At 53.2% G+C, this 22,103-nt stretch carries 12 protein-coding genes and 1 tRNA gene; 2 read left to right on the forward strand and 11 right to left on the reverse strand.

The window, feature by feature from the left end; all coding sequences use genetic code 11:
* Nucleotides 1–98 precede the first annotated feature (98 nt).
* Nucleotides 99–6,341, reverse strand: a complete 6,243-nt coding sequence (locus QET40_RS11020) for an autotransporter domain-containing protein (protein ID WP_280127228.1) — start codon at nucleotides 6,339–6,341, stop codon at nucleotides 99–101.
* A gap of 397 nt (nucleotides 6,342–6,738) precedes the next feature.
* Here QET40_RS11020 and QET40_RS11025 point away from each other — a divergent pair, with 397 nt between their 5' ends.
* Nucleotides 6,739–7,305: a shikimate kinase gene (locus QET40_RS11025; protein ID WP_280127229.1), complete on the forward strand. Its 567-nt coding sequence runs from the start codon at nucleotides 6,739–6,741 to the stop codon at nucleotides 7,303–7,305.
* A 44-nt stretch (nucleotides 7,306–7,349) separates the two neighbouring features.
* Here QET40_RS11025 and QET40_RS11030 read toward each other — a convergent pair.
* From QET40_RS11030 to dnaG, 10 genes are all read right to left on the reverse strand, one after another.
* A tRNA-Arg gene (locus tag QET40_RS11030) sits at nucleotides 7,350–7,424 on the reverse strand.
* A gap of 258 nt (nucleotides 7,425–7,682) precedes the next feature.
* The gene (gene groL, locus QET40_RS11035) at nucleotides 7,683–9,329 is read right to left on the reverse strand and encodes a chaperonin GroEL (protein ID WP_280127512.1); all 1,647 of its coding nucleotides are present in this window, start codon (nucleotides 9,327–9,329) and stop codon (nucleotides 7,683–7,685) included.
* Between the two features lie 52 nt (nucleotides 9,330–9,381).
* Entirely contained in the window at nucleotides 9,382–9,672 is a 291-nt protein-coding gene (gene groES, locus QET40_RS11040) for a co-chaperone GroES (protein ID WP_280127230.1), read from the reverse strand.
* A 123-nt stretch (nucleotides 9,673–9,795) separates the two neighbouring features.
* The gene (gene dnaK, locus QET40_RS11045) at nucleotides 9,796–11,724 is read right to left on the reverse strand and encodes a molecular chaperone DnaK (protein WP_280127231.1); all 1,929 of its coding nucleotides are present in this window, start codon (nucleotides 11,722–11,724) and stop codon (nucleotides 9,796–9,798) included.
* 249 nt (nucleotides 11,725–11,973) lie between these two features.
* Nucleotides 11,974–13,878, reverse strand: coding sequence for a metallophosphoesterase (locus QET40_RS11050; RefSeq protein WP_280127232.1), 1,905 nt, complete (start codon nucleotides 13,876–13,878; stop codon nucleotides 11,974–11,976).
* Between the two features lie 84 nt (nucleotides 13,879–13,962).
* A complete protein-coding gene (locus tag QET40_RS11055) occupies nucleotides 13,963–14,667 on the reverse strand; it encodes a riboflavin synthase (protein WP_280127233.1) in 705 nt (234 codons plus the stop codon).
* A 15-nt stretch (nucleotides 14,668–14,682) separates the two neighbouring features.
* Nucleotides 14,683–16,305: a putative Na+/H+ antiporter gene (locus QET40_RS11060; RefSeq protein WP_280127234.1), complete on the reverse strand. Its 1,623-nt coding sequence runs from the start codon at nucleotides 16,303–16,305 to the stop codon at nucleotides 14,683–14,685.
* Between the two features lie 95 nt (nucleotides 16,306–16,400).
* The gene (locus QET40_RS11065; RefSeq protein WP_280127235.1) at nucleotides 16,401–17,183 is read right to left on the reverse strand and encodes a M15 family metallopeptidase; all 783 of its coding nucleotides are present in this window, start codon (nucleotides 17,181–17,183) and stop codon (nucleotides 16,401–16,403) included.
* 76 nt (nucleotides 17,184–17,259) lie between these two features.
* Nucleotides 17,260–19,518 (reverse strand): RNA polymerase sigma factor RpoD, encoded by a 2,259-nt coding sequence (gene rpoD / locus QET40_RS12555; protein WP_322189999.1) that lies wholly within the window; start codon nucleotides 19,516–19,518, stop codon nucleotides 17,260–17,262.
* A 43-nt stretch (nucleotides 19,519–19,561) separates the two neighbouring features.
* Nucleotides 19,562–21,451, reverse strand: a complete 1,890-nt coding sequence (dnaG, locus tag QET40_RS11080) for a DNA primase (RefSeq protein WP_280127236.1) — start codon at nucleotides 21,449–21,451, stop codon at nucleotides 19,562–19,564.
* Nucleotides 21,452–21,516: 65 nt separating this feature from the next.
* Between dnaG and QET40_RS11085 the strand changes: the two genes are divergently transcribed.
* Nucleotides 21,517–22,092: a hypothetical protein gene (locus tag QET40_RS11085; protein ID WP_280127237.1), complete on the forward strand. Its 576-nt coding sequence runs from the start codon at nucleotides 21,517–21,519 to the stop codon at nucleotides 22,090–22,092.
* The last annotated feature ends 11 nt before the right edge of the window (nucleotides 22,093–22,103 follow it).

A 22,103-nucleotide genomic window follows, 5' to 3' on the forward strand; every position in this document is an offset into this window, starting at 1 on the left:
GCGACAGTAGAAAAGAGAACAATCCGTCCATAAAAAATCCCCAGCCCGGAACAACCCGGACAGGGGATGAAAGGATTTGTACCGATAAAACCGGGATTTTACAGTTGCACGCGATAACCAAGGCTGGCATCAAGAGCAATCTGGCGGCTGCGGGCATCCAAGTTAAAGTCGAGGTAGATGGCAGCATCCACACCCACCGGCACGGCCATGCCGGCACCGGCCTGGATAGCTGTCGTCCCTGCTTCCGATGCACGCACCTTCTGTGAGAACCCGGCATTGCCAAGCAAGTTCACCTTCGCTTCGCTGCGAGTGTCTCCAAAATCCTGGGCCACGTTCAACCGCAGATGGAAGATCGATCCACGGCCAAACATGTTTTCTCCGCCAACCGTCACCACACGGCCGCCGAGAGCCAGCGTTGCGAGCGTACCGCTCAGGTCACGAACATCCAATCCGGCATCACCTGCACTGTTTTCGCAGAAGTCGTTCAGATTGGCCCGGATTACCGATGCGTTGAACAGAGGCTGCCAGACCGTATTGCCATTGTCGTCTCCCGGGATGTCGTAGGTCAATTCATACATGGCGCCGAATCCGAAGCCCGTCGGCTTGGCCTTTGCCGTATAACTGCCGCCATCGTAGGCAACGGTACGATCCATGTCCGCATTGTTCCAGCCGCCGGTTAAGATCAGCGTATGCCCCCAGGCCTTGCTCTGGTAACGTCCGAACATACTCAGGTAGTAGTACTCCGTATCGGCCGACAAGTGATCCACGTCGTTCGAAGTAAAGTCTCCGTAGGAGACAGTCAAAGCCGCGCCGAGAGTCAGGTTCCTCGTCACGTCGCAATCCATGCCGAGCATGCCGCCCCAGGAGTTCATCTTGTAGCCGCTATCGTCACCATCGGCATCCAGCTGACTATAATTGCCGGTTGCCTGTACCCACATGTTGTAGTAGGGGAGATCCTTGGTTTCGAATCCCTGCGATGTTCCCATGAAGACCGTCCGGTTCCGTAATTGCGACAATTGTGTGCGCAGCATATCCTTCTGGGCAGTCAACAAGCTCGGGATGGAGCTGCCGGCCATGGCTGCCAACGATTTGGAAACAGTAGACGAATCGGCGGAATACACTGAATCGGCCATCGCCGCCAGGGCGCTTCCCAGGACGGAAGATTCACTAACCGCCATACGGGCATCCCAGGCAAGTTCGGCACCGGCCCGGGCATTGGAGGACTGGGCAACGCGCAGGAAGATGTTGTCATCCTGCTGACGCCCTGTCAGAACAATTGAACCGGCACCGTCATTAACAAGCGCAAGATCGGTGTAATACACCAGGAAGAGTCCTTTGCCTTCTACCGTCACATGATCCCCCAGGCTCGCCTGAGATCCCTTGAAGAGAACCATGGAAAGGTCTGAGAAGCTTTCCGGATTCTTGTACTCTTCCCCACAGCCCAGTACAAACAATGAACCGGAGCCGACAGATACGTTCCCCTGGGTCGTCACGACGGGGCCCGCCATACCGGCGCGTACAAGCGGAATCACGGACAATTCGACACGCGTGTTGTTAGCAAGCTCCAAATTACCGGACCCCAGGTCCATCGACATATTGGAGGAACCATCCGCACCGGGAGCCAGCTTCAAGGTCGTCCCCGAAGCCGTAGACAGCCCGGCATAGGCAACATGTCCGTCAGGAGAGCCGGACAGGGCCAGAATACCTTTGTTCAGGGATAAAGCGATACCGGAGGTACCGGCAGTTTTCAAAGAAAGAGAACCGCTGCCATCCTTGGCAACCGTACCGTTTCCGGACAATTGACCGGAAAAGACATCGCTGCCGTCTGTTGCCACCGTCAGCCGGCCTCCCTCGCCCTTCAAGGTACCATCGCCGTTAAACGATGACACGGAGTGCGTTTCCGCCCCCATATTGAAAACGGCATTCTCGCGGACTTCCAATTCCTGCCCGGATAATCGGCTGCCTTCCCCCATCTTGAGGTTGGCATTGCCCTTCAGCATCCATGTTGTTTTTCCGGAAACAGTCACGCCGGACAAGACGGATTCGGAACCATCCGTCCCGGTAAGAGTAAGCACTTTACCGTCCTGGATCGTCAAGGAACCGTCCGTACCGCCCAGGGCGCCAGTCGTAATGGAGTTGGCAATATCCAGAACACCGCCGTCCAGCAGGATACTGCCGGTCGTGACGGATTTGCTGTTCAAGATCAACGTTCCATCACCAGCAATCAAAGCGCCGTCCGTGTTGATGTCTCCGTCAACAACCGTCGTACCCTCTCCGGTCTTGCGAAAATCAACACCGTTTTTCCCGGACAAATCAGCGGAAACAATCAAGCCTCCGTTCTGCGAAATTTCGCTGTTGATATCCACAAGAGCATTCCCGGTTCCCGCCGTATTGGTCACAAGGATGTGGGAGCCTTCATCCGCAATCAGGTTTTTCAGTTCCAGGCCACGGCCTTCACGATCCGCTTCAGGAGCCCCTGGGAAGTTGATCTTCAGGGTCTGTCCTCCTTCCACAGCAATGGATTCAAACGGCTCCATGGTTCCATAAGCTTCGATCACATGTGAATTGGTTGTGTCCGCATCATCCGTCACCAAATAAACCTTGCCGGTGTAACCGCTCATATAGAAGCAACCGTCATCCTTCCAGCCCAAGGCCGCATCGTCTTTGCCGATAGCGGCAAAACCGAGATACCCCAGGAGAGGAGACGCACTGACATCATTAATATTGCCCGTAACAACCAGTTTTCCATTCGTCACGGCAATCCCGGCAACACCATGATCATTCTGGCTGCGCAAGTCCTTCAGCAAAGAAATCGTCGCTTCATTATTCAGATTGAAGGACAATTTGGATGCCGCCACCGTAACCGTATCAACAGAATCTTTCAATTGGACAAGATTGACCGCCTCGGCCCGGTCGGAAGCAAGATCCAGCACTTCCGGATTGGAAGCAATGTAAATGTTGCCGGCCCGGACAGTCAGGGCCAGTTTGTCCAAAGACATTCCTCCGGTGATGCCGGATATAACCGGCCCGGAATCCGTAGCGGAATTAACAGCGGAAGTATCAATGGATTTCAGGGCAGAACCGCCCATACCGCCAAGAGACATGTCTCCAGCTCCGGACGTCATCTTCACCGTTACATTTTTAACGCCGTTAAACTGTTCTGCCTGAAGAACGCTACCTTTTTCCAAAAGCATCTCGTTACCCATGGTTTTACCACCGAGATCCAGGATACCGTCGGTAAGTATGAATTTGCCTGTACCGAAAGATCCATCCTTCGTAGCCGTCAGCGTACCGCCTCCAGACACAATTGTATTGCCTTGATACGTATTGTCGCCGTTCAGCGTCACATTCCCCGATCCGGCATGAGTGATCCCTCCGTTTCCGGAGATATTGCTGTTCACCGCCATGTTGGTTGAGCCAAGGGAGAACTTCAACGCGCCATTATTGGCAATGCTCGTCGAGGTCAGTTGGGTCACGCCAGCGCCCAGGGTAAGAGTACCGCCCTCGATCGTAACATTCGCAATTGTCACGTCTTTCGTCAATGTCATGGCATTCGTTCCCTTTTTGATCAGGGTTCCCGTACCGGCGTAGGCATTAGCGGATTGAACATCATTGACATAATTGTAAACGACATGACCGGCAGACGTAATCGTACCCGTACCGGAAACGTGATTCAGATTGCCCATGGCAAAAACGGCTCCGTCCGGCCCTCCAAAGACAATCTTGTTGTCATAGTTCGAAGAGTAATCAGGAAGGAAAGTCATGTTTCCTGCGAATCCCGACATATCGCCGGAGAAAATATAGGAGTCTTTGATGGTCGCAGAATTTCTTGTGAAATTGCCGTCCCCCGTCCAAGTTCCGGTAAACTGGTAAATGGAAGAGGAATAACCATTTTTAAGACTTAACCCACCGTTCGCAAGTTCAATATTCTGCTCAAAAACACAGATTCCCTCCTGAACCTTCTTAAAATAGCGATCTGTATCCGAAGCACAATTATCGAACACGACCGTTGCATTCTTTCCAAGTTGCGTCAGATCCAGATTTTTTTCGAAATAATTGTCGAAAATCCATTTCCCGGTAAATTCTTCCTGGGCTTCCAAAGAGACAGGTACGCCCGTGGAGGACAGAATCAAGCCTTCCGTACCACCCGACAACCGGACGGCTCCTTCCCCCTTCAATGCCGCTGGCACCGTAAATGCACCATCCGACATATTCAACACCCATTCCGTACCCTTGCCCAATGTCAAAGTTCCGCTCGGGAGAGTCGAGGTCTTCAACGCACCCACGGTATCCGTGTTGGAATTGGACAGCGTGACATCCGTCAGCCAGTCGGTACTGTTCTTCGCCTGAGCCGTCCACGTAACCTTATTGCCATTCAAATCCAAACGCATTACGCCGCTGACACGGGTGGACAAGTCATCGACAGTCGTTTCGAAAGCGGGTGCAATTCCATCTCCGTATTTCAACTGACCGCTCGTCGCACCAAAAGCCAATTTACCGGTACCGCCTAGAGCACCAACATTGTTCAGCACAAGCGTACCTCCGTTGAGAAGGATATCGCCATTGATCGTATTTGCATTGGAAAGCGTCAATGTCGAAGCACCGTACTTGGTCAATTTCGTTGCCGTGGCAGCCCCGCCCTCCAACGTATAATTGGAATTCTTTCCGGCAACAACCGTTATGTCGCCGGCCGTCACACCATCATCGGCAACTGTCACCGTATGGGTCGTCGGCACCGTATCGTCAGCTAGATCATGGAAACGAACAGCCGAATTATTCGTGAAGTTGCCATCTGTCTCCGTGTCTCCAATTGTCCAACCATCAGCACCATCCGCCCAAGTAACCTCGGCGGTATTTTTCCACACGGCTTCCGCGGCAGAAATCGACAATTTATTGAGTAGCAATCCTGTATCTGATAAATCCACCCAGAAGTCAGCCTTCTGCAAAGTTTCAGGCTCAGCTAGAACGGCAAAAGAAGAATCCTTCAAACCGGAAAAACCTTTCGCAGCGGTCAACACATAATTAACACCATCCGATGCCGTTGATCCATCGATATAATAGGTTTCATCAAGAGAGCCAACCAAAGCTCCCCCGATCTGGATGCGTACATCATCCGGCGTAGACGACGACACACCAATCGTGTTTCCGTACCCCTCCTCACTGTTCGCATCACCTTTGAGTACCATGTCTCCTCCCGTTGTCAGGCGCCCCTGACCCTCCATCCAGAGATTGCCGGCCAAATTGAGCTTCCCGTCAAAGGAAAGCGACGAAGTATCTGAAACTTGAATATCACGCAAAGTCACTTCACCAGCCTCAAAAGCCAACTTGGATTGATGGCTCACCATCGTAAAACCGGTGTATCTGGGAGCATTCACCAATGTAACATCCGCCTCATAAACGGATACGGACAACACGTTGTCCGGATTGTCTTCAAAAGTGATACGGTTATTGGCAATCTTCCTCTTGTTATCGGATAAAACGCCTGAGTAAGTCGTCGATTCCATACCGGAAAGATTCAAACGCTGCTTTCCCTGGGCTGCAATAACACCGCCGCCACTCAAGGAACCTGTCACAGTCGTAATCCCCATAGGCAAATTATTACCAATGTCTACAACGTCTCTAGCCAAAATAACTTCCGATCCATCGCCATCCAACGCCATGGAGCGAATGGCAAAGTTTTCATAAAACGTTCCATCTTGATTGTCGGTATAATCCCCTACTCCACCAAGGACAAGACGATTCATCTTGGCGGAATGGGGATTGCTGCCGGTAGCCCCACCAACGGAAGTAACGATAAGATCCGCACTACTGTTTTGTATGGTTCCCGTTGTACCAAGAACAGTCTCACTCCATATCCCCGCTCTTTCAGGTGCGGCAATATTAATCGCACCATCCTGGGCCCAGAGAAACCTCACCACAGTACGGCTCTCTGTCATATTCTTGATCGTCAGAGGCGTTGCCTTTGGATCCCCTTGATCATCAATATTAGTTGTTACCGTTAGAGTATCAATCAACAAGTCACTCGCATCCGTATTGCCGTTTTGAATCGTATTGCTACCCGTTGAGCTGAGACTCGGCATGATCGATGTACTGCCGCTCGTAACGAGTTTGGAGCCATTGCCGCCTAAGCTGATACGGGAATTATTCTGTATATTCAGCAACTCGACATTATTCAAAGTCAAAATACCTCCATTAATAACCAAAATAGGATACATACCCGTAGTTTCGGCGGAAATCGTCGTGTTTTCCCCAGCATCAATAATTGTAATTGCGAATGAGGAACACACGGAACACGCAGCAACAACGGCTGCCAATAACTTGGTTGGTAATCTAAGTTTCATGGAATCAAAGAGAGAATTTTTTCGCAGGAATTTTCGGTAATAAACAGAGAGTTGCCTTCTCCTGTACCGGGAGGAAACATGTAGAAATCTATCAACAGATATTGACTTCATTCCCCAGAGGACGCAGAGAAACCACTTGTTTCAGATTACCTGCTCATCGAAAGATAGCAAGATAGTTTCTACAAAAAATAACAAAAAAAATAACTGCCTTTATAACTCGTTCCAATCCATACATTACCACATCTTGTCCATTCTATCGGAGAAGCATTCTCCCCTCTTTTTCCTTTTCCCAAAGGATTTATTAAAAATCATTCAAAAAAAAATATTGTCCACTAAACTCCATGCTTCGGAACAATTTCATTGCCCAGAAGACGGGGGTTCTCTAAAGTCATGTCAGATGCAGACCTCCACCTCCGACTCCTCGACACCGCTCCACATCGTCCTGATTGGATTGATGGGGTGTGGCAAGACAACGGTCGGAAGGGAACTCCACCGTACCATGAATCTTCCTTTCCTCGATACGGATGCCGTTATTGAGAAAGATCAGAACACGACGATCCCGGAGATCTTTGCAGGTCAGGGGGAAGATTATTTCCGGGGCTTGGAAACAAGCCTTCTCCGGCGCATTTTGACAACTCCGGAAAACGGATCCATGGTTATTTCGACAGGGGGCGGCATCGTCATCCGTCCGGAAAACCGGGAATTGCTCCGTTCCCTCGGCTACGTCATCTGGCTCCATGCCGATGTCGATACCCTGCTGCAACGCGTATCCCGTTGTTCCAACCGTCCCCTGCTCCGTACCCCAAATCCACGTAAAACACTCTCCGACCTGACAGCCGAACGAACTCCGTGGTACAAGGAGAGTTCACATCTCTCCATCAACACTTCCAATTTAACCGTTTCGGAAATCGTCTTCGGCATTATGGAATCCGCCCATGTCTTCATGAGCCAACGCAAGATCTGACACATCTCCTCACCAGCAAACAAACCGCTCCTCATATTTACAAGTGGCGGCCCCGACGAGAATCGAACTCATATCTACCCTTTAGGAGAGGGTCGTTCTATCCATTGAACTACGGGGCCGTTAACGGGGCAAAAGTATAGAGAATTGACGAAGGGGAGACAAGCGGGATTTTGCAGCATGGCAGATGTAATTCATAAGATCTGATGGTGAGTCCCTTGTAGGAAAAGACTTTTCCTGTTTTCCTTCCTTTCCTGAATTCCATACCGAATCCCGGTAGGGAATCCTGCCCGGCCGAGACAAAAAACGAGAGCCGCCCCCCGATCAAGGGAGCGGCTCCGAGAGTCAAATTCCGGTATTGGTTTGACTGGAGGGGATGATTACATCATGCCGCCCATGCCACCCATTCCGCCCATGTCGGGAGCGCCGCCACCGCAGCTGCACTTCTTCTCGGGAAGGTCAGCGATGAGGCATTCCGTGGTAAGCAGGAGGCCGGAGATGGAGGCAGCATGCTGAAGAGCGGAGCGGGTCACCTTGGTCGGGTCGACGACACCGGCGGCAAGCAGATCTTCATACTTGTCAGTCACGACGTTGTAACCCATGTTCGCCTGGTCCATCTTCTTGACGTTGGCAACGATGAGAGCGCCTTCGCGGCCGGCATTGGAAGCAAGCTGGCGAAGCGGTGCTTCGATAGCACGATACACAATCTGGGCACCGGTCGCTTCGTCACCTTCGAGCGTCAGTTTTTCAATCGCGCTTTGGGCACGGATGAGGGCAACGCCGCCGCCGGGAACAATACCTTCTTCCACGGCTGCGCGGGTAGCATGCAGAGCATCGTCCACACGGGCCTTCTTTTCCTTCATTTCGGTTTCGGTAGCGGCACCCACATGGATGACGGCTACGCCGCCGGCCAGTTTGGCAAGGCGTTCCTGAAGTTTTTCGCGGTCGTAATCGGAGGTTGTATCTTCGATCTGACGGCGAATCTGGGACACACGAGCGGAGATGGCTTCGGAAGAACCGCTGCCTTCCACAATCACGGTGTCATCCTTGGAGACAACGATGCGCTTGGCCTGTCCGAGATCTTCGAGTCCGACATTTTCCAGCTTGAGACCGAGGTCTTCGGTGATGCACTTGCCACCGGTAAGGATGGCGATGTCTTCAAGCATGGCCTTGCGGCGGTCGCCGAAGCCGGGAGCCTTGACAGCGCAGATATTGAGGACGCCGCGGAGGCGGTTCACAACGAGAGTTGCGAGGGCTTCGCCTTCAATGTCTTCGGCAATGACGAGGAACGGACGGCCGGTCTTGGCAACCTTTTCCAGAAGAGGAAGGAAATCCTTGAGGTTGGTGATCTTCTTCTCATGGATGAGAATGTAGGGATTTTCCAAAATGGCTTCCATCGTTTCCGCATTGGTCACGAAATAGGGAGACAGGTACCCCTTGTCGAACTGCATGCCTTCCACCACGTCAAGCGTGGTTTCGATGCCTTTGGCTTCTTCTACAGTGATCGTGCCATCCTTGCCGACCTTGTCCATGGCTTCGGCGATAATCTGGCCGATTTCAGCGTCCCAGTTAGCGGAAACGGTCGCGACCTGGGCAACTTCCTTGGCGGAATCGACAGGCTTGCTGATCACCTTGAGTTCTTCCACGATGGCATCGGCAGCTTTCATGATGCCGCGCTGCAGGGAGATCGGGTTGGCTCCGGCAGTCACGTTGCGGAGACCTTCGCGGTAGATGCTTTCGGCAAGCACGGTCGCAGTCGTCGTTCCGTCGCCGGCGATGTCGTTGGTCTTGGAGGAAACTTCGCGAACAAGCTGGGCGCCCATGTTTTCATAGGGATCTTCCAGTTCGATTTCCTTGGCCACGGTAACACCATCCTTGGTAATCATGGGAGAGCCGAACTTCTTGTCGATCACGACATTGCGTCCGGCAGGCCCGAGCGTGCTCTTGACAGCCTTGGCGATTTTTTCCACGCCGCGAAGAAGGGACTGGCGTGCGGGTTCTTCAAATTCAATTTGTTTAGCCATAATAATGTGTCTTGGTAATTGTTAAATAAGTGTCCTGGATTTCAGGGAAAATGTTTTAGCCGATGATGCCGAGAATATCGGTTTCGGAGATGATCACATAATCAACGCCATCAATCTTGACGTCCGTGCCACCGTAACGGGAGGTCAGAACGCGGTCGCCAACTTTGACAGTGAATTCGATCAGCTTACCCTGGTCGTCACGACCGCCGGTACCTACGGCGATCACTTCTGCTTCCTGGGGCTTTTCCTTGGCAGTGTCCGGCAGGAAAAGACCGCCAGCCGTTTTCTGTTCAGCTTCGATGCGTTTGATAAGAACGCGCTGTCCGAGTGGTTTGATTGTAGCCATATGTTTTAGTTATTATGTATGTTGGTTTGTTCTACCGTTTTGTAGAAATGCGTCTTGTTATTCAAGAATCGGAGGTCCGCACGGAATGTCCATTTCCCGGACATCCCGTGCAGACGATGAGGGTTATTTGTCGTCGTCAACGATTTCAGCGTCGACAACACGGCCTTTAGCCTTGCGGGGCTCGCCGGAGTCTTCCGGAGCATCGGCAGGAGAGGCTCCCGGCATGGGGCCGGCACCTGCACCCTGAGCAGCCTGGGCGGCACGGTTAAGATCTTCGAGCTTGCGTTCGAGAGCTTCCTTGGCGCTCTTGGCGGCGTCCACATCCTTCTTCTCAACAGCTTCGCGGAGAGTCTTGATGCGGGCTTCCAGATCGCTCTTGAGGTCGGCGGGCACCTTGTCTCCAAGGTCCTTGAGCTGACGTTCCACGGAGAAGGCGAGGGAATCGGCCTGGTTGATGACTTCGATGTTTTCGGCACGCTTCTTGTCTTCTTCGGCGTGGGCTTCGGCATCACGTTTGGCACGTTCGATTTCATCCTTGGAAAGGCCGCTGGATCCCTGGATGGAGATCTGCTGTTCCTTGCCCGTCCCCTTGTCCTTGGCGGACACGTGGAGAATGCCGTTGGCATCGATATCGAACGTCACTTCGATCTGGGGCACTCCACGCGGAGCGGGGGCAATGCCATCAAGCTTGAAGTTGCCCAAAAGCTTGTTGTCTTCGAACATCTTGCGTTCACCCTGGCAGATACGGATGTCCACAGCAGGCTGGTTGTCGGCCGCCGTCGAGAACACCTGGCTCTTGCGAACCGGGATGGTCGTGTTGCGGTCGATCATCGGCGTTGCGATACCGCCCATCGTTTCGATGGAAAGCGTCAGAGGAGTCACGTCGAGTAGAAGGACGTCATTCACGTCTCCCTGGAGAACACCGCCCTGAATGGCGGCGCCGACCGCGACGACTTCGTCCGGATTCACCCCCTTGTGAGGTTCCTTACCTGCGAGGCGATGGGCCATTTCCTGAACGGCCGGCATACGGGTCATGCCACCGACGAGCACGAGTTCATTGATGTCGGACTTGGAAATACCGGCTTCCTGAATAGCTCCTTCGGTCGGGCGCTTCGTGCGATCCAGCAGATTTTCTGTAAGCTGTTCGAGCTTGCTGCGGGTCAGCGTCAGCTGGATGTGCTTCGGTCCCGTGGCATCGGCCGTAATGAACGGCAGGCTGATATCGTAGGACTGGGTGGACGAAAGGGCAATCTTGGCCTTTTCGGCTTCTTCCTTAATACGCTGGATAGCGTCGGCCTGCTTGGAAATATCCATGCCGTTGGCAGCCTGGAACTCGTCCAGTATCCACTTGACGATGGCATTATCCCAGTCATCGCCGCCAAGGTGGGTATCACCATCGGAAGCCATTACTTCGAATACACCGTCGCCGATGTCAAGGACGGACACGTCGAAAGTGCCGCCGCCGAGGTCATAGACGGCAATCTTTTCATTGCTCTTCTTGTCGAGTCCGTAGGCCAACGCGGCAGCCGTCGGTTCATTAATGATACGGCGTACTTTCAGGCCGGCGATTTCACCGGCGGCTTTCGTCGCATTACGCTGGGCGTCGTTGAAGTAGGCTGGCACGGTGATCACGGCTTCCGTAATCGTTTCGCCAAGCTTGGCTTCAGCGTCGGACTTCAGTTTACCGAGCACCATCGCTCCGATTTCCTGGGGAGAAAATACCTTCTTCTCTCCGGCAATTTCCACTTCGATGTGGGCATCGCCATTAGGGGCTTCAACGATAGCGTAAGGAACGTTTTTGTCTTCCGCGCTCAGTTCGCTGAACTTGCGCCCGATCAAGCGCTTGGCCGAGAAAATCGTGTTTCTGGGGTTAGTGACGGCCTGGCGTTTGGCTGCCTGGCCGACGATGCGTTCGCCGCTCTTGGTGAACGCGACGATGGAAGGAGTCGTACGGGCTCCTTCGCTGTTTTCAAGGACGGTCGCCTGACCGCCTTCCATGACGGCCATACAGGAATTGGTCGTCCCAAGGTCAATACCGAGAATCTTGCTCATAATTGTTTTATTCCTCTCTTGATTTTATTTGTTAGTAGATCATGGATGCTCCCCCTCCGGAAGCAATCCTCACTTGTTTCGATACTTTCTTTAGTGCAAATGTCGTGCCAATTTTTCGACACAGGACTTCAAATACATATAACTATCTTATTATCAACAATATTTTAATTGGAAAAACAAAACGCTCTACAATTGATATCTCCTATTCCTGGTCGGAATACCCACAATAAGTGTGACATTTTAACCCACCTAGGACATTTCGTCGCACTCATGTGTGACAGAATGCTCCACCGTCAGACGCCTCATCCACTCGTCGTACTGGATGAGATTGAGACGACCGTCCGATTCCTCAATAATAGCCGTCATGGACTCGACCCAGTCTCCGCAGTTCATGTAATGGATATTACCGATCCATTTGTCTGCGCCATGGTGGATGTGTCCGGCAATCATGCCGTCGCAGCGGCTCCTTCTTGCCATGTTTTCGAGCTGTTTCTCATAATCTCCGATAAAGTTGACAGCACTTTTAACCTTCTGTTTGATGGCTTTGGAAACGGAATAATATTCCTTGCCGCGCCATGCACGGAACCTGTTATAAAAACGGTTGATCCACAGAAGAACATCGTATCCCAGGGAACCGAGGAGAGCCAGCCACCGGAAATGGGAGCATACGTTGTCAAACCCGTCCCCATGAATACATAAATAAGTCCTTCCGCTGCGCGTCGTATGGACGTATTCGCCGGCCAGACGAAGCTTGCCCAACGTCATAGGCATGAACTTCTCCATCACCTCGTCGTGGTTCCCGCGGAGATAGACAATCTCAGTCTGTTCCCGGTCCATTTTCCTCAACAAGGCACGAACGAGCCTGCCGTGCTTGTTGCGCCAAACGGACCCGCGAGACAAGGCCCATGCGTCAATGATGTCTCCGACCAATACGATCTTGTCTGCCCGGATATGTTTCAGGAACCTCCGGCATTCATCCGCTTTACAATCCTTGGTTCCGAGATGGATATCGGAAAGAAACACCGTCCGGCACGTATGCACGGCATCCCGGGGAGCCCGACCGGAACCGCGTATTTCCGGTTGTAGAAGACACAGACGGAGCAGTTGTTCCACTTCTCCATGAATTCGTCGGGAATCCATGGGAAACGTCATTTCCCGGGCATTCCGCCGCATGGAATCATCCGTTCCCGCAGAACCGGCCAGAGCGTCCAGTATCTTCATACAGGAGTAATCGTCATCGGACTCGAAACAATGCACAGGCGAGGCATCGCCTTCGTTCATACTATCTGCACAATCCCCCGTACAAGGACAAACAACAGGAGTCCCGCTGCTCAAAGCCTCGCGGAAAGTTTGTCCAGAAACACAGGACGGATCCGTACATAACAACACGTCTATGGAAGCAAATACCCGAGACTTGGCATCCCGGGATTTCACAGGATGGATCACGACATCCGGAAATTCATCCCTGATTGCCGGCAGGAGCCTTCCCTCTCCAGCCACAACCAGGGCAACACGGGGCCCCCAATGGAGCTTCAAACGCCGGAAACGGTCCAACATGGCATAACACCGGGCATCAGGCTCGAACCTGCCAGCCATCCCGAAAACGACCGTATTCGCAGAAATTCCCCAGGATGCCCGCAGGGTGTCATCCCTGCGTCCCGGATGGAACATCCGCCTGTCCACCCCCTGATCGAGAAGCGATACACGGAAAATTCCCAAAGAGCTCAGCAAGGCCGCAAACGACTCATCCTGAATAATGACGTGCAACCCATGATGGTTGATCTCGGCTACTTCCGCAGCCAGCCTGTCGAATGTCTCTTCTCCGTCCAGCCATGCCCTAAGATCCAGCACTACCGGGATTTCCAGGCTGCGTGCCAGGCGCACGGAAGACGTGGTAATTGTCCGCGTAAGCGCCAGATAGACAATATCCGGTCTTTTCTTGCTCCAGCGAGATTTAAAATCCACGCCTGACACATCATCGTCCGGGTCGGCAACAAACGCCAACTCACTTTCCACCAGCTTGCAACCCGTGTCCACGTCCCGGGAGGACACCCGGTGCCCCCTCAGTTTAAACGAATCAACCAACTGCCGGAAAACCACGGCAGAGCCACATGTCGAAGACGGACCAACATCCGTCAGAAAATCAATTCTCATGTACCGCCAGTCTAGACGACACCCCTCTCACAGCAACGGAAAGAGGGTGGCAAAATCGTCACTCTCCCCCAGCCGGAGACAACATCATGCATCTTCCCGGGACATTTCCGGAAACGACAAAGGAATATTCTCATTCTTCTCCATGTCTTCCGGCAGAGAGTGCTGTTCCGTTGCCTGTCCGGGAAGACCAGCCGCCGCCAAAGTCGCGCCAAACAGGCGTTCCACATACTTGGCCAGCATATCCACTTCAACGTCCACAGGATCCCCCACAGACATCGCCTGCAAATTAGTTCGATCGAACGTATGGGGAGTAATCCAGAATTCAAGTCGGTTCCTTCCATTGATATTGGCAATCGTCAACGAGATTCCGTCAATCGTGATTGATCCCTTATCAATGCAATAGCGCATGTACTCCATGGGAATCTCCACTTCAAGGCGGTGATCCTGCCCAACGGGTTCCAAAGCCGTCACCCGTCCGCAGGCATCCACATGCCCCATGACAAAATGCCCGCCCAAGCGGTCGGAAGCCCGCATGGCGCGTTCCAAATTGACCGTGCCGCCCTCCTTCAAAAAGCCGAGGCTGGTTACCTTCAAAGTTTGGGACAAAAGGTCAAAGCTCACCCAGTGTCCATCCAGAGCATCCACCGTCAGGCAGCAACCATTGACGGCCACGGAATCTCCAAGGCTCAACTCCCCGGAAAAAGGGATATCCAGCGTCAACCTGGCCCCACCCGCTATGGGAAGGATACGGTTGACTTTGCCGGTTGTTTCAACAAGTCCAGTAAACATGGTTTCTTATTCTATTCAATGTCCGAAGCAGGTGTAGAACACATACACGACCGCCGTCGGGAAAATGGCAAACACAAACAGCCAAAGAGGATTGATCCCCTTGAAATACTTGCCGAGGATCGCCTGCCCGGCCGGATTCGGAGCATTTGCAATTACCGTCAAGCCGCCCCCCGTCACAGCACCGGCCACCACGGCATATTTAACGCCCTCGCTCAGGTTCGGCACCGTCGAGGCCAGGAAAGTCACGGCGGCATTGTCATTGAAAGCCGTCAACATAGTCGCCCCCAGCATGACGTCGTCCGCATTCAGCCCCATCAGCACGGGCTGCAGCCACCAAGCCTGTACGCCACCGAGAATCACAAGACCGGCCAGGAAGAAGGCCACCATCATCGGCACCTTGATCGTCATATTGTTCTGGAACTGGGGCGTTGCCAGCGTAAAGCCCATATAGAACAGGAAACCGCCGATGAACAACACCGGAACATGCGAAAAATACACCGTCCATGCCAGGAAAAGCACATGTGCCACCGTCACCCAGACCGGGATACTGTCCTTGCGATCCTCCCAGGCCAGGGGAATGGCATCTCCAAACTCGGAAGCGGCTTCGCTCTCTGCGGTCAAACGCCGGAATTCCTTCCGGAACGCCATATAATACACGATATTGGAAATGATAATGGCCGCCACGGCCTTCCATCCGAAATGAATCACCATGTGGGACATCCCCCAGCCCCATTTTTCGGCCACCATCACTACGGGAGGAGCAGCGAAGGAAGACAGTGTCCCGCCAATGGAAATATTCACGAATAAAAGCGCCAGCGTCGCATACATCAGAGGACGGCTCGGCTTAAGGTCGTAAAAGCGTTTGGCCAGCAAAAGAGCTCCAATCGTCATCGCGGCAGGCTCCGTAATCAGGGACCCGAGAAGAGGAGCCAGGCACATGACAGACAGCCACCAGGCAGCAGGAGTCGCCCCGCCAAGCCTCGCCCCCATGTGAAGAACGGATTCCGCCAAACGAAACACCGGACGGGAGGAAGCAATGATCATAACGACCATCACAAACAACGGCTCCGTAAACGAGCAATCGTAATTCAAATACAGCTTGAAATCTTCAAAACTGTAGTAATTGTTACAGACGATCAGAAACGGGATGATCCACAAACCGAATACCGCCTCCACTTCACCTAAAAAGTGGAACACGACGGACAGGAACGACACGGGGGGGCGCTCCTCCGGATGCATCACCCGGTACCCGGACTTCTGAAGTTTGGCCTTGTGCCTCTGGGCCAGACGATGGGAAATCCGTTCAAATTTGGCAGCCATGAACGTATGGATAATCGCCCCAAGGAAAACCAGGGTCACAGCCAGATTGAAGGGATCCTTCTGGACGCGGAACACAAGCTGGTCCCACACCCCCGAAATACCTGCCGCCTTTTCCTCCTGTTCATAAACGCTCAAAGGTACGGGGAAATGGCTGAACTGGGGTTTTACCCCTTCGTCCTCAGCATGGTACGCGGGCGTCACCGAATGCGAACCGGCAGCGGCTGCATCCTGCGGAGCTACTGCGACCATGCCGGAAAACACCATAATCAACAGGCATAGCAAACGCAGGAATCTCTTTCTGAAGCAATCTTCAATCATGGTTCTGGCGGGAAGATACAGCGATGAAAAAGGCTTGCCCAGCAAAATCGGCGTCATCCTTCCGGGAATCGGATTCGAGAAAGAGGCTTGGTTCCCTAAGATTTTGCCGGAGTTTCCGGAGAAACCGTCTCTTTCCGCATCCCATCCCAAACGGGGAAGTAGTAGTAGGCAGTCATATCCGGTTCGGGGGAAAGGCGGTAATGCCACCATTCCGGTTCGTAATTGACGAATCCCCTCCTTGCCATGGCTTGCTTGAGAAGCTGGCGGTTCTTTTGCCGGGCTGGAGTCACAAGATTGGTATCCGTTGCCGAGGTCGGATCCAGAAAGTCATGGTGCCCTCCCATATCGACAGGCTTGCGGGATCCGCGCTTCACCAGTGTAATATCCACGGCAACGCCACGGGAATGCTCCGAACAATCGCGGATGTACTTGTCCTCGAAAATCTGTTTCTTCTCAATACCGGGATAGAATTTCCGTTTCATCTTCTGGTCGGACAGATCCCTGCCCCAGTTATTGATGTCGATCATCGCAATATGGGGGCGGTAGGCATCGTAAATCAGCAACTGGTATCCCTGAGACCACAAATCGTCGGAAACCTGCTTCAACGCTTCCGCCGCCTGCGTCCGTAGAATGGGTCTTTTTCCCCGGTAGCCAGCCATCGGCCTCCCAATGAAATTATCGTTTCCAGCGTATTTCAGATCGGCAAGAACGCGGGGAGCCACTTCATCGACATAGGTAAAGCCATGGGGCATAACCGGCGCATTCGGCTGCTCCAAAGAAGGCTGAACGGGAGAAGAAGATGTAGTACATCCCGCCATCCCCAGCGTCAGAAAAGCAAAGGACAGGCAGGCAAGACATTTCAAATTATGGGAGATCATATACTGTCGACAGTTATAAAAACGGGAATGAGCGGCAATCGCCCATTCCCGGTATGGAAAAAGATGAGATTCCGGATCAGGACTCCGTCATTTCCAGGAACCCTCTAATCTTGTTCAGACGAATGGGGTGACGGAGCTTACGGAGAGCCTTGGCCTCAATCTGGCGGATACGTTCGCGCGTCACATTGAACTGGCGTCCGACTTCTTCCAGCGTACGGGGACTGCCATCGCGGAGGCCAAAACGTTGTTCGATCACTTCGCGTTCGCGTTCGGTCAAGGTATCCAGCACGTCCTTGATCTTCTCTTTCAGGAAAGAGAACGATGCCTCTTCCATCGGGTTTTCAGCCGCCTTGTCTTCGATGAAGTCGCCGAAGGAGGTATCGTCGGAATCACCGACCGGAGCCTGCAGAGAAATAGGCTGCTGAGCCATTTTGAGGACGGAACGAACCCGTTCGACCGGCAGGTTGATTTCTTCCGCAATTTCCTCGGGGGAGGGTTCACGGCCGAATTCCTGCACCAACTGCTTCTGCACGCGCATCAGCTTGTTGATCGTTTCAATCATGTGGACGGGAATACGGATCGTACGGGCCTGGTCGGCAATCGAACGCGTAATCGCCTGGCGAATCCACCACGTCGCATACGTGGAAAACTTATAGCCACGGCGGTATTCGAACTTTTCCACGGCCTTCATGAGCCCCATGTTGCCTTCCTGAATCAAGTCCAGGAACGAAAGACCGCGGTTCGTGTACTTCTTGGCAATGGAGATAACAAGACGGAGGTTGGCTTCCACCATTTCATCCTTGGCCCGGCGGGCTTCACGAATCCATTTGCGAAGTTCCTTGTAGGCAACTCCCATTTCTTCATGCGTCATCCACATCCGCATTTCATATTCCAGAAGCTTTTCCTGAACAGCGGATTTTTCATCCGGAGTTTCTGTCGGGGAATCAATCTTCTTGACGGCACGAACCACGCTTTCCTTGGCTTCGTCGATCATTGTACAAAAATCTTCAATGATCTTGTGCTTGAAATACAGGCGACCATACAGTTTCACCAGCGAGGAGTGAATTTTCTGAAACTCGGCTTCGCGCGCCTTCGTTGTCTTGCCGGACTTACGCGTCTGATGAAGCTTCTTATAAGCGACTTCGGCGTCGGCATGTGCCTGTACGATCTGATTGCACAGATGGGGCAAAGCTTTCATGTAGCGGTCGCGAGAATCGATCTTCTTGTCGAGAATCACGCGATCGAAGCGTTCTTCCCCTTCATTCAGGTGGAAAGCCACTTTCAGATAAGCTCTGGCAATGAAGCCGAACTTATGGGCACAGCGCTGAACATTCTGTTCGGCGGTTTCGATACGCTTGGAGATTTCAACTTCCTGCTCGCGGGTCAGCAGGGGAACCTGCCCCATCTGCTTGAGGTACATGCGGACGGGATCGTCCAGAATGTCCATTTTGGCTTCCAGCTTTTCCTCCTCGTCCTCTTCCTCGGTATCGCGAATGCGGATGCGATCCGTATAAGTATCTACTTCGGAGGCATCAATGATATCGAATGCCATGCTACGCAGGCGTTCCATGATGCTCTCGTAATCCTGGGGATCGACGATGTCGTTGGGAAGAGCGTCATTGATGTCGTCGAAAGTCAGGTAGCCTTGCTCCTTGGCAAGTTTGATCAAATCACGGATCTTTTCCTGAATTTCCGGAGCATCGATCGGGCTGTTCACCTTGCGGCGGGCAGCGCGGGCACGATCCTCCTCGAGGAGTTCACTGATCTTTTTAATGCGTTCCCCTTCTTTTTGAGCAGCAGTCTTTTCCTCGGAAGTCTTGGATGACTTGGACGCAGATTTCTTAGCCGCCGGCTGCTTGACCGGGGCCTGTTTCGTTTCGGCATCCGGAGAGGATTTGGCAGCCTTGGCAGGTTTTACGACCGGCTTAGCGGCTGGCTTGGCTGGAGCTTTGCCCGTCGCTTTGGCTGGAGCTTTTTTGGCAGGAGTTTTTTCCGCAGCAGGTTGTTTAGCCGGGGCTGAAGAAGCGGCGGGAGCCTTGGTTGCAGCTTTCTTTTTAGGAGCAGCCGGCTTGGATGCCGGAGCGGATTTGGAGGATTTGGCGGATTTGTCAGCCTTCCCGGAAGCCGGGTTTGCCGATTTGGTCGTTGGAGATACCTTCGGTTCACCGGGTTTTACCGGTGTCTTTTTGACAGCAGGGGCTTTAGCCCCGGTGCCGGAGGCTGCCTTGGAGGCAGTTTTTTTGGCATCAGCCTTGGACGCGGAAGAAGATTTGACCTTCTTGGCGGAAGAATCCTTGGCTGAAGACGAAGACGATGAATCACCGGATTTGGACATAAGAAAAAATTCTGGGCACTATGCAACCATTATACAAGCCCTCCTAGGGCGTGTGGGTGAAAATACTAAAGAGGAGGTTCTTCAAGTCAATACTTTTTTGTATCAGCTCCATGCGTTTTTCAACCGGCAAATTTTCATCCTGCAACTCCGCCAGGACGGCATCCTTCTGGCGTTCCAGGGAAATGCGGATAAGGCCGGAACAAGCTTCGGCTGCAGCCCGTTCCGGGTCAGACATGGGAGGAGTGTTCATATTCATCTGCAACAGGGCGGCGCTTTCTTCAGGAGGCAGGGAGTGAATGAACGCCTGGATAGCTGCCGGATCTTCGGGACATGGAGCCTTGTTCAGGATTTTCCTCAACACCTCTCCGCCGGGCACCCAGTTCATGGCTTCCCAAATATCCTCAATGCGTTCTACGAGGTAGGACTGAGCCTTCGCATCGTTCAAAGCCATCTCGCACAGCACGACGACGGAACGGTCCACACGGATAGGTTCTATCCTCTCTTCATCCCGGGCGTTCTCCTTCTCGTTTCTGGAAGAGTTCGATGCCTGCTCGTACCGAAATGAGCGGACGGCCTTCTGCACCTCGCGCTTCGTTTCTTCAAATCCCATGCGCATGCGCGTAGCCATGTCCGATGCAGCAAGATCCCGTGCAACGGCATCTTTGATACATCCCATCAGACTGATCATATCGCGGGAAAATGCCATCCGGGACGAAGAATCGTTCAACAGTCCCTGGTTTCTGGCCCGGTTCACCCGGGCTTCAAAGAAGGGGCGCGCCCCGTCCAGAAGAACGGCGAACGCCTCGGCCCCCTCGCGTTTGATGAAAGAATCCGGATCATCGCCTGCCGGAAGATCTACCAATTCCACATCCAGCCCCGCCGGAGCGAGAATACGAAAAGCCTTATCCGCAGCCGACATCCCGGCGCGATCGGCATCAAAGCATAACAACACCTTCTTCGGCCTGTACCGTAATAACAACGGTACATGATCGTTGGTAAAAGCGGTACCCAGGGGAGCCACGACGCATGTTTGCCCTGCCTCATGGCAGGCGATCACATCCAGCTGCCCCTCGCAAAGTACGACTCGCCCCATCTTGTCGAACGACTTTTTGGCACGGTCCAGCCCAAACAAAATGTCCCGCTTTCGGAACAATTGCGTTTCCGGGCTATTCACATATTTACCCGTATTTACAGCCTGCCCCAAAACGCGCCCGGAAAAAGCCACACACTCGCCCCGGTCATTGCAGATGGGAAACATCAGACGATCCCGGAAGCGGCAGTACATGTCATTTCTTTCCCCGATACTCGCCAAACCGGAATCGATCAAATACCGGGCGGGAATATTCTTCGACTGAGCCCAGCGCAAAAACGAGGACGATTGGTCGGGAGCCCACCCCACCTTCCACCGGGCGGCCATGTCCGAACCAAATCCCCTGGATTTCATGTACTCTCTCGCATGATCCGCCTTCTTCGATTTCATCAAAAGGTTGTGGAAATACTCCATTGCCATCCGGTTCACCTCCAACAGCCCCGTTCTTTGCTTGCGGCGTCGGTCTTCTTCCGGACTGCTCTGCTCCTCAATCAGCGGAATCCCGGCTCGTTCCGCCAGCTTCCGCACAGCATCGGCAAAGGGCAGATTCTCATACTTCATCACGAAGCTCAAGGCATCCCCCCCCGTCTGGCAGGCAAAGCACATGAAGCTCTGGCGCACGGGACTGACGGTCATCGAAGGATGCGTATCGTTATGAAACGGGCAGACACCTTTCCAACTGGCTCCCGCCTTCTTCAACGGGATATAGGAATTGATCAGGTCCACGATATCCGTGGCCCCAAGAACGCGCTTGATGCTTTCCTCCGAGATCTTTCCCATGGGCGTGGGGCATCCTATCACTTCTCCGGCAGGATTCACGGTTTTTTCTCGTCCTTTCGTCATGCTCGGCCTCCAAGTCTTGCAAATCAGCGGAACTTGTTCCAAATTACTGGAAGGATTAGAAAATCATGAGTACAAGCCCCATCAACTTCCGTTTGGTCATCCCCTGTGGCATGGCTCTCCTGCTGCCATGGGCATTCACCTCATGCTCGGATTGCCTCTGCTCCGGCAAAGGCGTCGGCACCATCGCCAAAGTTTCCCTGAAACACGACGACCAGCCCTGGTACCGCTGCGTCACCATTGATCAGAAAACCATGTACATGACCGGCACCCGCGTCAGTTGGACATTCCAGCACGAACTGGGGTACTGGGAAGCCTTCGACACCCGGAACAAGAAACTCTGCATGACGGCTCGCGGCAAAACCTTCACCATCGAACCGGGCTACGTCTGGGACGGAGCAACCGAAGGCCCCACCACAGCCAAATTGCTCACCCCCACCCTCTTCCACGACGCCATGCTGCATGCCATCATGAACGGAGCACCACTCGGACGCGATCAGGCCGACGGAGCATTCTACCAACTGATGAAGGCCGAAAACTTCACGATGGCCCGCCCTTACTACGAACTCGTCCGTAACTTCGGTGAAGCCTACCTCAACCGCCAAAATCCCCCTACCCTCACCATCAAGGCAATCAAAAGATAAACACCCGGCGA

The organism is Akkermansia sp. N21169, from assembly GCF_029854675.1.
Lineage (GTDB): Bacteria > Verrucomicrobiota > Verrucomicrobiia > Verrucomicrobiales > Akkermansiaceae > Akkermansia.

What these genes read in the sequence shown, in the direction of transcription:
- QET40_RS11020 (WP_280127228.1), bottom strand. Translation starts at nt 6,341, where the DNA reads ATGAAACTTAGATTACCAACCAAGTTATTGGCAGCCGTTGTTGCTGCG.
- QET40_RS11025 (WP_280127229.1), top strand. Translation starts at nt 6,739, where the DNA reads ATGCAGACCTCCACCTCCGACTCCTCGACACCGCTCCACATCGTCCTG.
- groES (WP_280127230.1), bottom strand. Translation starts at nt 9,672, where the DNA reads ATGGCTACAATCAAACCACTCGGACAGCGCGTTCTTATCAAACGCATC.
- dnaK (WP_280127231.1), bottom strand. Translation starts at nt 11,724, where the DNA reads ATGAGCAAGATTCTCGGTATTGACCTTGGGACGACCAATTCCTGTATG.
- QET40_RS11050 (WP_280127232.1), bottom strand. Translation starts at nt 13,878, where the DNA reads ATGAGAATTGATTTTCTGACGGATGTTGGTCCGTCTTCGACATGTGGC.
- QET40_RS11055 (WP_280127233.1), bottom strand. Translation starts at nt 14,667, where the DNA reads ATGTTTACTGGACTTGTTGAAACAACCGGCAAAGTCAACCGTATCCTT.
- QET40_RS11060 (WP_280127234.1), bottom strand. Translation starts at nt 16,305, where the DNA reads ATGATTGAAGATTGCTTCAGAAAGAGATTCCTGCGTTTGCTATGCCTG.
- QET40_RS11065 (WP_280127235.1), bottom strand. Translation starts at nt 17,183, where the DNA reads ATGATCTCCCATAATTTGAAATGTCTTGCCTGCCTGTCCTTTGCTTTT.
- rpoD (WP_322189999.1), bottom strand. Translation starts at nt 19,518, where the DNA reads ATGTCCAAATCCGGTGATTCATCGTCTTCGTCTTCAGCCAAGGATTCT.
- dnaG (WP_280127236.1), bottom strand. Translation starts at nt 21,451, where the DNA reads ATGACGAAAGGACGAGAAAAAACCGTGAATCCTGCCGGAGAAGTGATA.
- QET40_RS11085 (WP_280127237.1), top strand. Translation starts at nt 21,517, where the DNA reads ATGAGTACAAGCCCCATCAACTTCCGTTTGGTCATCCCCTGTGGCATG.